The organism is Actinoplanes sp. NPDC051494 (genome assembly GCF_044454705.1).
Lineage (GTDB): Bacteria > Actinomycetota > Actinomycetes > Mycobacteriales > Micromonosporaceae > Actinoplanes.
This window is the reverse complement of the sequence record NZ_JBITDZ010000001.1, coordinates 278,442-293,283: the sequence shown is the minus strand read 5'-3', so window position 1 is coordinate 293,283 and position 14,842 is coordinate 278,442. Positions and strand designations below refer to the sequence as shown.

Genomic DNA, 14,842 nt, shown 5'->3' with positions numbered 1-14,842 from the left:
TCCGGCCTTTCAGCGAGCGCCGCGGATGAAGTGGACGAGGACGGAGCCGACGAGCGCCATGACCGCCCCGAACAGGAACAGGGCGCCGTAGTTGCTGCCCGGACCGGCGCCGATGGCCAGGATGGGGGCGGCGATGATCGGCACCAGGGACTGCGGGAGCGCGTTGGCGATGTTCATGACGCCCATGTCCTTCGCCGCGTCGTCCGGGTTCGGCAGCACGTCGGTGGCGAGCGCCAGGTCGACGGCCAGGTAGAGACCCTCACCGAGGCCGAACAGGGCGGCGGTGGCGAGGAAGATCCCGAAATTGTCGGTGAATCCGATGATCAGCAACGAGACGGCGACGACGGCGCCGGCCACGAAGACGAACGGACGGCGCTTGCCCGTACGGTCGGAGAGCCACCCGCCGAACGTCGAGCCGATCAGCATGCCGGCGGTGGTCAGCACCGTGGCGATCAGCACCGCGCCGGCGACGTTGTCGGTGGTGTACCCGAACCGGTCGATCAGCAGGTACGCCTGGTACGACGTGAGCGACGCGATGCCCATCCAGACCATGAACCGGCTGAGCACGTTCCACGCGAAGTCGGGGTGCCGCCGCGGGTTGATGTAGAACGTCCGGCCGAACTCCTTGAGCGTGTACCGGCCGAACGTGCCCTTCTGGGCCGGACGGTCCTTGACGACCGTCACGAGCAGCGCGACCGAGACGACGCCGATCAGCGCGGGCACCATGAACATCAGGAACGTCTTGCCGGACAGCAGCGCCGCGAGCCCGGTGCCGACCAGGATCGCCACCGAGGTCATCAGGCCGAGGATGCCGCTGACCCGGCCGCGCTGGTGCTGCGGGATCTGGTCCGGGATCAGCGCGGTGATGGTCGACAGGGAGGCGTTGATGCCGAGCTGGGCGAGGGCCCAGCCGGCGGTCAGCACCAGCACGCTGCCGCCGGTCGCGACGACCAGCAGGCCGAGTGCGCCGACCAGGATGCCGCCGATCAGCCACGGGCGCCGCCGGCCGAATCGGGAGGTGGTGCGGTCCGACATCGCGCCGAAGAACGGATTGCCGATCAGGGCGAGAAGGGCACCGACGGAGAGTACGGAACTGAGCGCGGAGTTGCGGTTGTCCGGGGCGATCTGGGCGACCCGGATCGACAGGGTCACCACCACCGGGGTCAGCACGGCGACATAGATGCCGAGCTGGGCGAACGCCATGGCGGCGATCAGCCGGGCCGGGGCATCCGGCCGGTCGGGGGCCACCGCGGTGGTTCGTACGTCCGTCATGGGTTCGACTGTGGTCATCACGCACCTCGATGTACCTGGGACTGTCCGCCTCCCACCGGCGGCCTCGTCCTCGAAGTTATCGATCGGAATGCCGCTAATCCAAGGCCAAATGACGGCCCAGTTTCCGTTGAATTAGCTATGCGTTTCGTATCCGCTCGCTCTTTGGGGGCTTTCTGTCCGTTTTAGGTGATCCCGGCACCCGCAATTACGTCTGTTTACGGCAGAACCCCGGGCGTACTCTGGGTCCATGACCCCCCGCCCGGGCGGCCGGCGTGTCCACGTCGTCAGCCGCGACTACCTGCTCTCCCTGGTCCGCGAGACCGGTGGGATCAGCCGCGCCGGACTCGGCCGCCGCACCGGCATGGCCCGGGTCACCGTCAACGGCCTGGTCACCGAGCTGATCACCGCCGGTCTGCTCGCCGAGGGCGCGGCCGGCCCGGCCACCGGACCCGGACGCCCGGCCCGGCTGCTCACGCTGGGACCCGCCGCCGGCTGCGTCGTCGGCGCCGTCGTCAACGGTACGGGGGTGCGCGTCGCGGTCGCCGACCTGACCGGCACGATCCTCGTCGAGCACGACCGCGACCTCGACCACAGCTCCGTGGCGGCCGACCTCGACGCCGTCGCCGACCTGATCCGCGGCTGTGTCGCCGAGGCGACGTCGTCGCACGAGCCGGGCCGGATCTGGTCCACCGTCGTCGGTTTCTCGGCGCCGATCTCCACCGCCACCGGCGCGATCGTGGCCAGCAGCGTGCTGCCCGGCTGGAGCAACGTCGTCCCGGCGGCCGAACTCACCCGGCGCCTCGGGCACCGCGTCACCGTGCGCAACGACGCCGACCTGAGCCTCATCGGCGAGGTGGCCCACGGCGCCGCCGGCGGCCACCAGAACGTCTGCTACCTGCGGATCAACACCGGCATCGGCTGCGGCCTGCTGCTGGAGGGCCACGTGCACCACGGGGCCACCGGTGCGGCCGGCGAGATCGGCCACGTCCAGGTCGACGAGACCGGCGCGCTGTGCCGCTGCGGCAACCGCGGCTGCCTCGAGACCATCGCCTCACCCCGCGAGATCCTGGCCGTGCTCGCCACCACGTACGGCGAGACGCTCACCGCCGAACAGGTCACCGGCCTCGCCCGCCGCGACGCCGCCGCCGAACGGGTCCTCGCCGACGCCGGCCGCATGATCGGGCGGGTCGTCGCCGACCTGGCCAACTCGATCAACCCGTCCCTGGTCGTGCTCGACGGCCCGCTGATCGAGCCCGAGGGCACCATCATCACCGGTGTCCGCGAATCCCTGCGCCGTTACGCCCAGCCCGAGGTCGCCGACGCCACCGAGGTGCGGGCCGGCGCGCTCCACGGCCGCGCCCCGATCGTCGGCGCGGTCACCGCCGCGGTCGACGCCACCCCCGCCGCCCGCGGCAGCCGGGTCTTCGACACCGCCCCGGACGAACACGCCTCCCCGGGCCGCCGCGAACGCGCCGTGCGCCGCGGCATGATCACCGACCTGCTGCACACCCGCGGCGCGACCGAACGCAGCGACATCGTCAGACTCACCCGCCTGCCCCGCGCCGCGGTCATCGAGCTCCTCGCCGAACTCGCCGCGGCCGGCACCGTCGAGACCACCGCACCGCCGCCCACCGAACGCCGCGCCGGCCGGCCGTCGCCGCGCTACCGGCTCGCCGCACCCCCGGGCCTGCTGCTGGGCCTCGCCATCAGCGCGTCCGGCATCCGGGCCGTCATCACCGACGGCGGCGGCACCGTACGCCACGACGCGACGACGGCCGTACCCATCGGTCTCGACGGCGCCACCCACCTGCGCCGCGCCGGGGAATTCGGCCGCGACCTGATCCTGGGCGCCGGTCACCGGCTCGCCGACCTGCGCGCCGCCGCGGTCAGCGTGCCCGCCCCGGTCGACCCGGCCACCGGCCGCTTCGGCACCCGCGGGGTGCTGCCCATGTTCGCCGGCTTCAACCCGTCCGACGAGATCGCGGCGGTGCTGGGCGTCCCGGTCACCGCCGAGAACAACGCCGACCTGGCCGCCCTCGCCGAGAGCCGCCGCAGCGGCGCCCGGGACCTGCTCTACCTGCGCGCCGACCAGTACACCGGGGCCGGCATCATCGCCGCCGGCCGCATGCACCGCGGCGCCATCGGCTACGCCGGCGAGGTCGGCCACCTCAACGTGCGCGAGGTCGGCCCGTTCTGCGTCTGCGGCAGCCGGGGCTGCCTGTCGGTCTACCTGTCCCCGGCCTACTTCGCGGCCCTGCTCGACCACGGTGCGGCACCCGCCCACCCCACCGAGGCCGACCTGCTCACCCTCGCGGCCGGCCACCACCGCCCGGTCCAGCGCGCCCTCGCCGACGCGGGCCGCCTCATCGGCCGCTCGGTGGCCTCGCTCTGCAACGTCCTCAACCCGGCGGTCGTCGTGGTCGGCGGCGGCTTCGCCGCGGCCGGCCCGTTCGTCGTCGACGGTGTCCGCGAATCCCTGCTGCGCCACTGCTCACCCAGCGCCACCGCCGGCCTGACGGTGATCCCCAGCGCCCTGGGCGCCGACGCCGAGGTCCTCGGCGCCATCGCATCCCTGCTCTGACATCGCCGGAGCCCACCCCGCCGGTGCGCGGTCGGCGGGGTGGGCTGCGCCGTCCGGAGTCAGTCGGCCCGGTAGCCGTCGAAGTAGCCGGCGGTCTGCGTCTCGATGGCGTAGGCGGCGCCGTCCAGGACGTTCGTCGCGATGACGTTCCACTGGTTCTGGTATGCCGTCTTCCAGCTGTTGCAGGTGCCGGTGCGCTGGAAGCACACCCGGACCGACTTGGTGCCGGTGGGCCGGATGTTGATGTCGGAGCAGCTGGACGTGGTGAAGAGCCAGCCCTGCCCCGGCACCCGGGCGCCGGACATGATCCGGAACGGCTTCGCGTCGCCGTAACAGCTCTGGACGGTGGCGTCGCCCGCCGGAGCCGGCGCCGCCTGAGCGGGCACGGCGAGCGGCGCCGCCACGCAGGCGGCGGCCACCGTGGTGACCGCGATCGCCCGGCCGAGTGCCTTGTTCATGAGTGTGTCCCTTCGATGACGACGGTGAACCCTGCCCGCACAGGCAAACATCGCCATCTACACCGGACCTACACAGACGCAGGAGCCCGGCCGGTCTGTGACCGGCCGGGCTCCTCAGGCAGTGCTGAATCAGGATCGTGCTGAATCAGGATCGTGCTGGATCAGACGAGATCGAAGCGGTCGAGCTCCATGACCTTGGTCCACGCGGCCACGAAGTCCGTGACGAACTTGTCGCGGGCGTCGGCGCTGGCGTAGACCTCGGCGAGCGCGCGCAGCTGCGAGTTGGAACCGAACACGAGGTCGACCGCGGTGGCGGTCCACTTCACCTCGTCGGTGGCCAGGTCGCGGATCTCGTACACGTGCTCGTCGGACTTCGACGCCACCCACCGGGTGCCGGGGGAGAGCAGGTTGGTGAAGAAGTCGTTGGTGAGCACACCGGGCTTGTCGGTGAACACGCCGTGCTTGCCGCCACCGACGTTGGTGCCGAGCGAGCGCAGACCACCGATGAGGACGGTCATCTCGGGCGCGGTCAGGTCGAGCATGTACGCCCGGTCGACGAGCAGCACCTCCGGCTGGGTCTTCTCGCCGGCCCGCAGGTAACCGCGGAACGCGTCGGCGCGCGGCTCCAGGACGCGGAACGACTCGACGTCGGTCTGCTCCTGGGTGGCGTCGGTGCGGCCCGGGCGGAACGGCACCGTCACCTCGGTGCCGGCGTCCTTCGCGGCCTTCTCGACGGCGGCCGAACCGGCCAGCACGATCAGGTCGGCGAGCGAGATCCGGGCGCCACCGGCGGCGTTGAACTCGCCCTGGATACCCTCGAGCGTGCTCAGCACCGTCGCGAGCTGCTCGGGCTGGTTGACCTCCCAGCCGCGCTGCGGCTCGAGGCGGATCCGGGCACCGTTGGCACCGCCGCGCTTGTCGGTGGACCGGAACGTCGCCGCGGAGGACCAGGCGGTGGAGACCAGCTGGTCGACGGTCAGGCCGGAGGCCAGGACCTTCGCCTTGAGGGCGGCGATGTCGGCGTCCCCCACGAGCTCGTGGTCGACGGCCGGCACCGGGTCCTGCCACAGCTGGGCCTCGGGGACCCACGGGCCGAGGAAACGGCTGACCGGGCCCATGTCACGGTGCAGGAGCTTGTACCACGCCTTGGCGAACGCGAGCGCGAACTCGTCGGGGTTCTCCAGGAACCGGCGCGAGATCTTCTCGTACGTCGGGTCGAAGCGCAGCGACAGGTCGGTCGTGAGCATCGTCGGGAGGTGCTTCTTGGTCGCGTCGAACGCGTCCGGGATGATCGCCTCGGCGTCCTTGGCGACCCACTGCTTCGCGCCACCGGGGCTGGTGGTGAGCTCCCACTCGTACCCGAAAAGGATCTCGAAGAAGCGGTTGCTCCACTGGGTCGGCTTGTCGGTCCAGGTGACCTCGAGGCCGCTGGTGATGGTGTCGCCGCCCTTGCCGCTGCCGTGCGTGCTCAGCCAGCCGAGGCCCTGCGTCTCGATCCCGGCGCCCTCGGGCTCCGGGCCCACGTTGGTGTCGGCCGGGCCGGCACCGTGGGTCTTGCCGAACGTGTGACCACCGGCGATGAGCGCGACGGTCTCCTCGTCGTTCATCGCCATCCGGGCGAAGGTCTCCCGGATGAAGTACGCCGCGGCGCGGAAGTCCGCACTGCCCTTGGGGCCCTCGGGGTTGACGTAGATGAGACCCATCTCGGTCGCGCCGACGTCCTCGGCCATCTTGTCGTCGCCCACGTAGCGCGCGTCACCGAGCCAGGCGTCCTCGGGACCCCAGAAGATCTCCTCGGGCTCCCACACGTCCTGCCGGCCGAAACCGAAACCGAAGGTCTTGAAGCCCATCGACTCCAGCGCGACGTTGCCGCCGAGCACGAGCAGGTCGGCCCACGAGATCGACTGGCCGTACTTCGCCTTGACCGGCCACAGCAGGCGGCGGGCCTTGTCCAGGTTGGCGTTGTCGGGCCAGCTGTTCAGCGGCGCGAACCGCTGGCCGCCGTCACCGGCACCACCGCGGCCGTCCTGGATCCGGTACGTGCCGGCGGCGTGCCAGCTCATCCGGATCATCAGACCGCCGTAGTGGCCGAAGTCGGCCGGCCACCAGTCCTGCGAGCTGGTGAGCACCTCGGTGATGTCCCGCTTGATCGCCTCGACGTCGAGCCCGGCGAACGCCTTGGCGTAGCTGAAGTCCTCGCCCAGCGGGTTGCCCTTGGCGGAGTGGGCGTGCAGCACCGACAGGTCGAGCTGGTTGGGCCACCAGTCCTGGTTCGTGTGCGGCCGGCCACCGGTCTTGGGCTCCGGTGCGTCGATCGCCGGGTTCTCGCTCTCGCTGCCGGTCGCGGTCACCGAGCTGTGGTCGATCGGGCAGCCGCCCTTGTCCTGGGTGTCGCTCATGTGCTTGTTTGTTTCCTTCCGAGCCGGGATCAGTGGGCGATGCTGGTGGCCGCGCAGCCGGGGCAGGTGCCCCAGTAGACGACCTCCGCCTCGTCGACCACGAAACCGTGGTCGTCGGAGGCCGTGAGACAGGGGGCGTGGCCGACGGCGCACTCGACGTCGGCGATCGCGCCGCAGGAGCGGCACACGACATGGTGGTGGTTGTCGCCCACGCGGGTCTCGTAGCGGGCGATCGCACCGGCGGGCTGGATGCGGCGCACCAGACCCGCGTCCGTGAGAGCACGCAATACGTCATACACCGCCTGGTGCGAGACCGTGGGGTGTTCGGCCCGCACGAGCGCGATGATGGTGTCGGTGTCGACGTGCGGGTGGTCGTGCAGCGCGCCGAGGACGGCCAGTCGCGGCCGGGTCACCCGCAACGAGGCCACCCGGAGCTGTGCCTCGAAGTCGGATGTCACCGGATCAACCTAGGGCCTTTTCTGGAATAGTTCAAGTTTAGCCGCGCGGCCTGGGGGTCAACGCTGGTACCCCTCTCGCACCCGGCCGGTGGCCTAGCGTCGGGGCATGACCCCAGAACTCGTCCTCAACAACGGCGTCACCATGCCCGCGCTCGGCCTCGGCGTCTTCCAGAGCCCGCCGGAGGAGACCGCGGCCGCGGTCGAGACGGCGCTGAACCTCGGTTACCGCCACATCGACACCGCGGCGGCGTACGGCAACGAACGGCAGGTCGGCGACGGCATCCGCCGCTCCGGCATCGACCGGGGCGACGTCTTCATCGAGACCAAGGTGTGGGTCAGCGACTACGGTTACGACGAGACGCTGCACGCCTTCGACAAGGCCACCCGCAAACTCGGCGTCGACCAGCTCGACCTGCTGATCCTGCACCAGCCGGCCACGGACCGCTTCGATCGTACGGTCGCCGCGTACCAGGCCCTCGAGAAGCTCCTCGCCGACGGCCGCGTCCGGGCGATCGGCGTCAGCAACTTCATGCGCCACCACCTCACCGACCTGCTCGCCCGCACCGAGATCGTGCCGGCGGTCAACCAGATCGAGCTGCACCCGTACTTCGCCCAGCCGGACGTCCAGAAGGTGGACGCGGAGCACGGCATCCTCACCCAGGCCTGGTCACCCATCGGCGGCATCACGTTCTACCCCGGCTGGGGTGAACAACGCCGCAACGTCCTGCAGGACCCGGCGATCGCGGCGATCGCGGCGGCGCACGGCAAGACCCCGGCCCAGGTGATGCTGCGCTGGCAGCTCCAGCAGGGCCGCTCGGCGATCCCCAAGTCCACGAACCCGGGCCGCATCGCCGAGAACTTCGACATCTTCGATTTCGAACTGACGGCCGGCCAGCTGGCCGCCCTCGACGCCCTCGACACCGGCATCCGCAACGGCCCCGACCCCGACGTCCCCCGTACGGCGATGTTCGACCGGGTCATCCCCGAGGACTGAACCCCGCGACGCGAGGCCGTCCCAGGACGGCCTCGCGTCATGCTCAATGAACGAACGGGATCGCGAGCTGGCCGCCATCCAGCTTCGAGTAGAGATCCGGCCGAGCCGACAGCACCCAGGTCTGGGAATCGATGGCCGCCCAGGCGGCACTGGTGGCGGAGTAGGCGCCGACGAGTCCGTGGAGTTCCGAGACGGCCTCCCAGTCCGTGGCGTCGCCGTCGAGGAGGACGGTGGCCTCGTGGCCGGCCAGGAGGCGAAGCCGGTCACGATCGGTGGCGAGCTGTACGGCTTCCACGAGGCAGGCGAGCGGAAGCCCGGCCGCCGCGCCGTTCTCGCTGACCTGGGTCAGTGCTTCACCGACGGCAATTGACTGGTCGGCGTAAGCCAGTATCGCGGTGGCGTCGAAAACGAGGCTGACACCACGCGGGTGCTCGGGGTCGCTCATGCGTCGGCGGACCTCGGCGGGAGCCCGATCTGCGCCCGCATGCGGTCATACACCTCGGGGGTGAGGCGGGCTCGCGCCGCGTCGATCTTGACCTTGGCGCGGGCGAGGCCCTCGGGCGTGACCACGATCCCGGCCCCGGCGACGAGGTCGGCCAAGGTGTTGCCGGTCCCCGGCACGTGCTCTTGCTCCATGACTATCATCCTAGCTCCGTCGGGCCTTTCCTGTCCCGTCCGGCTCTGTCCCGTCCGGCTCTGTCCCGTCCGACGAGGTGCCGGGCTGCTCTCCGTTGGATCGAGGTTCGCGAAGGGTTGCCCCATGCAAAGTAGTCTAACGCCAACCCCCGCCGGGGATGCAAGCCGGTGAATTAGAAAACCTGTACGAATTTTTCTGGACTGAGTGTCCAGCTCCTGGACTTTTGGTCTAGACTCCCAGCATGGAGCAGGTGCGGGACGGAATTCTGGCCGCGTTGGTGCCGGTGGTCGAAGGGCTGGCGGCGACGTTCGGCGCGTCGTGTGAGGTCGTGCTGCACGACTACCGGCGGCCGGACGCCTCGGTGGTCGCGGTCGGGGGGAGCCTGACCGGCCGGCGGGCCGGCGGGGCGATGAGTGAGATCGGCCTGTCCGTGCTGGCCCAGGGCGACGAGGCGGTCAACGATCTCAACTACGTCACCCGTACCCGGACCGGCATGATCATCAAGTCGTCGACGCTGCCGCTCAAGGATCCGGCGGGGCACCTCTTCGGCGCGCTCTGCGTCAACATCGACGTCACGGCGTTGCGCACGGCCCAGGACCTGCTCGCCGACCTGGCCGGGCTGGCCCCGCGGGAGCTGCCCACCACCACGTTCAGCGACGATCTCGAGGACGTCGTCGACGCGGTCGTCCGGGCCGCCGAGCGGGCCATCGGCAAGCCCGCCCGTGACCTCACCCGGGCGGAGCGGCTGCACGTCGTGCTGGGTCTGGAGGAGCAAGGGGCCTTCCTCGTCCGCGGTTCCGCGTCGCGCATCGCCACCGCGCTCGGGGTCTCCCGGGCCTCCCTTTACGCGGATCTCGCCGAGGTCCGCCGCCACATCTCGGAGTCGACATGAACCTGCACGATCCGCGAACCCCCTATCTGCTGCTGGACCGGTCCGTGGCCGAGGCCAACATCGCCCGCCTGGCCGCCCGGACGGCCGCTCTGGGGGTGACGTTGCGGCCACACCTCAAGACCACGAAGTCGGTGGACGTGGCGCGACTGATCCTCGGTGACCGGCCGGGACCGATCACGGTGTCCACGCTGGCCGAGGCCGGGGCGTTCGCCGCCGCCGGGTTCACCGACATCCTGTACGCGGTCGGCATCTCCCCGGCCAAGGTCGACGACGTCCTCGCCATCGATGCCCGGGTGACTGTGCTGCTGGACAGCGTCGAGCAGGCCGAGGCGGTGGCGGGGCGGGTCCCCGCGCTGATCGAGATCGACGGTGACGGGCACCGTGGCGGTCTGGCCCCGGACGACCCCACCCTGGAACGGATCGCGGGGATCACCGACGTCGTCGGGGTGCTGGTGCACGCGGGGGAGTCCTACTACGCCCGGTCCGTGGCCGAGCTCGAAGCGGCCGCGGAGCACGAGCGGGCGGTCGCCGTCGCCGCCGCCGAACGGTTGCGCCGAGCCGGGCATGCGTGCCCGGTCGTCAGCGTGGGGTCGACCCCCACCGCGCACGTCGCCCGGGACCTGACCGGGGTGACCGAGGTGCGGGCCGGCAACTATGTGCTGTTCGACCTGGTGATGGCCGGGATCGGGGTGTGCCGGGTGGAGGATCTGGCCGCCTCGGTGGTGGTCACCGTGATCGGGCACCGGGCGGAGCGGGGCTGGATCATGACCGACGGCGGCTGGATGGCGACCTCACGGGACCGGGGCACCGCACGACAACCCGTCGACCAGGGGTACGGCCTGGTCACCGCGCTGGACGGCACCGCGTACCCGGATCTGGTGATGGCCGACGCCTCGCAGGAGCACGGGATCCTCGCGGTGCGGGCGGGCAGCGGGCAGCCCCTTCCCGATCTCCCGGTCGGTGCCCGGGTGCGCATCCTGCCGAACCACGCGTGCGCGACCACCGCCCAGCACGACGGCTACCACGTGCGGGCGGACCCGCGGGCCACGGCGATCGACGGCTACTGGCCGCGGGTCCGGGGCTGGTGACCCGATGACCGTCCGCATTCTCACCGAGGAGCGCACCGCCGCGCTCGTAACCCGCGAGCTCGCCCTCGACGCGGTGCGCCGGGCCCTGATCGCGGCGGCCGGGGACGGCAGCGTGACGTTCCCGCCCGTCGCGGGGCACGCCGTCGACGCCGGGAACAGGTTCACCGTCAAGTCCGCGGCCGCGACCGGGCTGACCGGGGTCAAGGTGGGCAGCTACTGGCCCGCCAACGCGACCCACGGGCTGGCCCGGCACGGCTCGACCATCGTGCTGCTCGACCAGGCGACCGGCCGGTTGCGGGCCGTGGTGGAGGCCTCCACCGCCAACGCGTTCCGGACGGCCGCCGCCGACGCTGCCGCCGCCGAGGTCCTCGCGCGCCCCGATGCCCGTGTCCTCACCGTTTTCGGGGCGGGGGAGCAGGCCTTCCACGAATGCCTCGCGCTGAGTGCGGTTCGTCCTGTCAAGACGGTCAACGTCGTCTCCCGTACGCCGGAAAGGGGCCGGGCGTTCGTCGCGAGGCTCGCGGAAGCGGGTCTGGACGCCCGGCTCGCGACCGCCGCCGACGCCTGCGCCAGCGCGGACATCATCGTCACGGCGACCACTGCCCGCGCCCCGCTGTTAGACGTCGCGTGGGTGCGGCCCGGCACCCATGTCGCGAGCATGGGCTCCGACGCGGTGGGCAAGCGCGAGCTACCCGCCGAGCTGCTCGCCACCGCGCGGGGCTTCTGCGACCTGCCCGCCCAGTCGGTCACCATCGGCGAGTACCAGCACGTCCCGGGGATCACCCCGGCCCCGATCGGTGCCGTCCTCTCCGGGTGGGCACCGGGCCGGCTCACCGACGGCGACGTGACGGTGTTCGACAGCTCGGGGATCGCCCTGCAGGACCTGTTCCTGGCCGAAGCCCTGCTCAGCGCGGATCCCACGCCGGATCCGCCCCGAACAGGCCGGTGAACCCGTGGGATCCGGCCGGGGTGACCCGGACCGCGCGACCGGTGCCGATGCGGGTGACCCAGCCCTGCGCCAGGACGTGGTCGCAGACGGCGGCCCCGGCGACACCGGCCAGGTGCTCGCGGCGTTCGGTCCAGTCCACGCAGCCCCGGGCGAGCGGGCGCCGCGACGACGCCACCGCGCCCAGCGACTCCAACCAGGCGAGCCCCGGGCCGGTGACCGTGAACCCGGCGGCGCGCGACAGATGGCCGGTGCGTTCCAGTGCGTCCGTGACGGCCACGCCGAGGCGCCCGGCCAGGTGGTCGTAACAGGTCCGGCCGCGGGCCAGCGCCGCCGAGGCGGTGGCCGCCCGCAGCCCACGCGGCGGTTCGGGCAGCGGTCCGGGCATCGCCGGCAGGTGGGCGGCCAGGTCCTCGACGAGCTGGGCGGTCCGGGCGTCGGCCAGGCGCACGTAACGGTGCCGGCCCTGCCGGAGCTCGCTGAGCATGCCCCCGGCAACCAGCTTGTTGAGATGCTCGGTCGCGGTCGCCGGAGCCACCCCGGCATGCCCGGCCAGCTCCCCGGCGGTCCACGCCCGGCCGTCCAGCAGGGCGAGGCAGAACGAGGCCCGGGTCTCGTCGGCGATCAGGGCGGCGAAGCGGGCCAGTGCGGACGCGGTCATGGCCCTATTCTGCGGCGGCGACGTTTCGGCGGTCGCCGAACGGTCCCGGCCGTACCGTGGGCCATGCCCGATTTCCACGACCTGCACCGCCCCGGCGACCCGTTCCTGCTCCCCAACGCCTGGGACGTCGCGTCGGCGGCGGCCCTGGCCGGTGCCGGTTTCCCCGCGGTGGGCACGACCAGCCTCGGCGTCGCGTCCGCGCACGGTCTGCCCGACGGCCGGGGCCACGGCCGGGCCGAGACCGTGGCCCTGGTGCACCGGCTGGCCCACCTCCGAGTCCTGGTAACCGTCGACATCGAAGCCGGTTTCGGCGCCGGCCCAGCCGAGATCGCCGACCTGGCCGCAGAACTCGCCGAAGCCGGAGCAGTCGGCCTGAACATCGAGGACAGCAGAACCCCCGCAGCCCGCCAACCCCTCGCAGCCCGCCAACCCCTCGCAGCCCGCCAACCCCTCGCAGGCCGCCATGCCCCCGCGGACAGCTGGGCTGTCGCGGACGGCCGGGCCGCTACACCGCACCACCCACACCCGACCGGTCGTCGCCCTGCACACCCCGCACCGAATCCCCAGCACGCCGGAGACGGCCGGACCCCCGCACATGGCCCGGCCTCCGCGGACCGTCAAACGGCTTTGGACGGCGGGGCCTTCGCGCACGGCGAGGTCTTCGCGCATGGCCAGGCCTTCGCGGACGGCGGGGCCTTCGCGCACGGCGAGGTCTTCGCTCATGGCCAGGCCTTCGCGGACGGCGGGGCCTTCGCGCACGGTCAGGCGTTCGCGGATAGCCAGGCCCTCGCTCGCGGCCAGGTCCTCGCCGGCAGTGAAGCCTTCGCCCACAGCCAGGTCCTCGCGGACAGCGAGACCTTCGCTCGCGGCCGGGCTCTCGCCGACAGCCAAGCCTCTACGGCCGGCCAGGCGTCCGGGGGCGGCCAAGCCTCTGCGGCCGGCCAGGCGTCCGAGGGCGGGCAGGCGTCCGGGGGCGGGCAGGCGTCCGGGGGCGGGCAGGCGTCCGGGGGCGGGCAGCCGGGCGGCCATCTCGCTCCGCCCGAGGTGCAGGCCGCCCTGATCACGGCGATCAAGGACCGGGCGCCGGATCTCTTCGTCAACGCCCGCACCGACACCCACTGGCTCGGGTCCTCGCCCACCCTCGACGCCACGGTCGCCCGGCTGCGGACCTACGTCGCCGCCGGTGCCGACGGCGTGTTCGCGCCCGGGATCAAGGACCCGGACGCGATCCGGGCGGTGATCCGGGCCGTGGACGCGCCGCTGAACGTGTTGCTGCTGCCCGGGATGACGGTGCCGGGCCTCGCCGGGCTCGGGGTCGCCCGGATCAGCACCGGGTCGATGCTCTTCCGGGCCGCGCTCGGTGCCGCACTGGACGTCGCGCGGTCCGTGGCCCGCGGTGAGCCGGCTCCGGACGGGCTCCCCGGTTACGGGGCGGTCGACGCTCTGGCCAGGAATTAAGATGACGCCCATCATGATGACGATGCGTGCGGTCGTGCTCAGCGAGCCGGGTCCGGTCGGCAACCTGCAGATCCGGGACCTGCCGATCCCGCGGCCCGCGCCGGGCTGGGTCCGGATCGCGGTCCGGGCCTTCGGGCTCAACCGGTCCGAGGTGCACCTGCGCCGGGGCCTGGCCGAGGGTGCCCGCCTGCCGATCGTGCCCGGCATCGAAGCCGTCGGGGTGGTCGACGACGCCCCGGACAGTGACCTGCGGCCGGGTCAGCAGGTGGCCGCGCTGATGGGCGGGATGGGTCGCTCCTTCGACGGTGGGTACGCCGAGTACACCGTCGTGCCGCGCGCGCAGATCGTGCCGTTCACCTCGGAGTTGCCGTGGGACGTGCTCGGTGCGGTGCCGGAGACGCTGCAGACCGCGTACGGGTCGCTGGCGATCGGTCTTGATCTTCAGCTGGGGCAGAGCCTGTTGATCCGCGGTGGCACCTCGTCGCTCGGGTTCGCCACCGCGGCCCTGGCCAAGGCTCTGGGCGCCACGGTGCTGGCCACCACCCGCCACCGTGACCGGCTCGACGTGCTCGCCGCGCATGGTGTCGACCATCCGCTGGTGGACGACGGTGACGTGGCCCGGCAGGTCCGCCGGATCCTCCCGGACGGGGTCGACGCCGCGCTCGAACTGGTCGGCACCCCGACCCTGCCCGACACGCTGAACGCCACCCGTGTGCACGGCACGGTCTGTTTCGCCGGGATGCTGTCCGATCAGTGGACGGTCCCGGAGTTCTACCCGATCGCCTACATCCCCCGCGGCGTACGCCTGACCGGCTACGGCGGGGACGCCGCCGACCTGCCCGCCCCGGTCCTGCAGCGGGCCCTCGACGGCATCGCGGCGGGAACGTTCGCCATGGGGCCGTTGCGCACGTACCCGCTGGACCGGATCCGGGACGCGCACCAGGCGCTCGAGGACAACAGCGGCAGCGGCAAGATCGTCGTGACTATCTAGGATGGAC

Annotated in this window: 14 protein-coding genes; 7 read left to right on the top strand and 7 right to left on the bottom strand. The window is 72.0% G+C overall.

The features are described from left to right. Positions 1-9 precede the first annotated feature (9 nt). Positions 10-1,272: an MFS transporter gene (locus ACIA6A_RS01355; RefSeq protein WP_396095371.1), complete on the bottom strand. Its 1,263-nt coding sequence runs from the start codon at positions 1,270-1,272 to the stop codon at positions 10-12. Positions 1,273-1,519: 247 nt separating this feature from the next. Between ACIA6A_RS01355 and ACIA6A_RS01350 the strand changes: the two genes are divergently transcribed. Further along, positions 1,520-3,853 carry an ROK family protein gene (locus ACIA6A_RS01350; RefSeq protein ID WP_396095370.1) on the top strand — a complete coding sequence of 778 codons (2,334 nt, stop codon included), beginning with the start codon at positions 1,520-1,522 and terminating at the stop codon, positions 3,851-3,853. A gap of 59 nt (positions 3,854-3,912) precedes the next feature. Here the strand turns inward: ACIA6A_RS01350 and ACIA6A_RS01345 are convergent, their stop codons facing one another. The 3 genes from ACIA6A_RS01345 to ACIA6A_RS01335 form a co-directional block, all read right to left on the bottom strand. Continuing rightward, positions 3,913-4,311, bottom strand: a complete 399-nt coding sequence (locus ACIA6A_RS01345) for a hypothetical protein (RefSeq protein ID WP_396095369.1) — start codon at positions 4,309-4,311, stop codon at positions 3,913-3,915. Between the two features lie 161 nt (positions 4,312-4,472). Further along, on the bottom strand, positions 4,473-6,710 hold the full coding sequence (gene katG / locus ACIA6A_RS01340; protein WP_396095368.1) for a catalase/peroxidase HPI: 2,238 nt from the start codon (positions 6,708-6,710) through the stop codon (positions 4,473-4,475). Positions 6,711-6,739: 29 nt separating this feature from the next. Then, on the bottom strand, positions 6,740-7,168 hold the full coding sequence (locus tag ACIA6A_RS01335) for a Fur family transcriptional regulator (RefSeq protein WP_396095367.1): 429 nt from the start codon (positions 7,166-7,168) through the stop codon (positions 6,740-6,742). Positions 7,169-7,274: 106 nt separating this feature from the next. Between ACIA6A_RS01335 and ACIA6A_RS01330 the strand changes: the two genes are divergently transcribed. Further along, positions 7,275-8,162: an aldo/keto reductase gene (locus tag ACIA6A_RS01330; protein WP_396095366.1), complete on the top strand. Its 888-nt coding sequence runs from the start codon at positions 7,275-7,277 to the stop codon at positions 8,160-8,162. Between the two features lie 43 nt (positions 8,163-8,205). Here the strand turns inward: ACIA6A_RS01330 and ACIA6A_RS01325 are convergent, their stop codons facing one another. Further along, positions 8,206-8,607: a hypothetical protein gene (locus ACIA6A_RS01325; protein ID WP_396095365.1), complete on the bottom strand. Its 402-nt coding sequence runs from the start codon at positions 8,605-8,607 to the stop codon at positions 8,206-8,208. Continuing rightward, positions 8,604-8,798 (bottom strand): hypothetical protein, encoded by a 195-nt coding sequence (locus ACIA6A_RS01320; protein WP_396095364.1) that lies wholly within the window; start codon positions 8,796-8,798, stop codon positions 8,604-8,606. The genes ACIA6A_RS01325 and ACIA6A_RS01320 overlap by 4 nt, the downstream gene beginning before the upstream one ends. A gap of 242 nt (positions 8,799-9,040) precedes the next feature. Here ACIA6A_RS01320 and ACIA6A_RS01315 point away from each other — a divergent pair, with 242 nt between their 5' ends. From ACIA6A_RS01315 to ACIA6A_RS01305, 3 genes are read left to right on the top strand one after another with little or no spacing between them, the layout of a single operon-like run. Next, the gene (locus tag ACIA6A_RS01315; RefSeq protein ID WP_396095363.1) at positions 9,041-9,691 is read left to right on the top strand and encodes a transcriptional regulator; all 651 of its coding nucleotides are present in this window, start codon (positions 9,041-9,043) and stop codon (positions 9,689-9,691) included. Beyond that, positions 9,688-10,779: an alanine racemase gene (locus tag ACIA6A_RS01310; RefSeq protein ID WP_396095362.1), complete on the top strand. Its 1,092-nt coding sequence runs from the start codon at positions 9,688-9,690 to the stop codon at positions 10,777-10,779. Before ACIA6A_RS01315 ends, ACIA6A_RS01310 begins: the two co-directional genes overlap by 4 nt. A 4-nt stretch (positions 10,780-10,783) precedes the next feature. After that, positions 10,784-11,728, top strand: coding sequence for an ornithine cyclodeaminase family protein (locus ACIA6A_RS01305; RefSeq protein ID WP_396095361.1), 945 nt, complete (start codon positions 10,784-10,786; stop codon positions 11,726-11,728). On the opposite strand, the gene ACIA6A_RS01300 is transcribed toward ACIA6A_RS01305, so the two are convergent. Then, positions 11,685-12,386, bottom strand: a complete 702-nt coding sequence (locus ACIA6A_RS01300; protein WP_396095360.1) for an ArsR/SmtB family transcription factor — start codon at positions 12,384-12,386, stop codon at positions 11,685-11,687. The two genes, ACIA6A_RS01305 and ACIA6A_RS01300, sit on opposite strands and share 44 nt — an antisense overlap. Positions 12,387-12,449: 63 nt before the next feature. Here ACIA6A_RS01300 and ACIA6A_RS01295 point away from each other — a divergent pair, with 63 nt between their 5' ends. Both ACIA6A_RS01295 and ACIA6A_RS01290 read left to right on the top strand, forming a co-directional pair. Further along, positions 12,450-13,844 (top strand): isocitrate lyase/phosphoenolpyruvate mutase family protein, encoded by a 1,395-nt coding sequence (locus ACIA6A_RS01295; protein WP_396095359.1) that lies wholly within the window; start codon positions 12,450-12,452, stop codon positions 13,842-13,844. 1 nt (position 13,845) lies between these two features. Next, a complete protein-coding gene (locus tag ACIA6A_RS01290; protein WP_396095358.1) occupies positions 13,846-14,835 on the top strand; it encodes a zinc-binding dehydrogenase in 990 nt (329 codons plus the stop codon). The last annotated feature ends 7 nt before the right edge of the window (positions 14,836-14,842 follow it).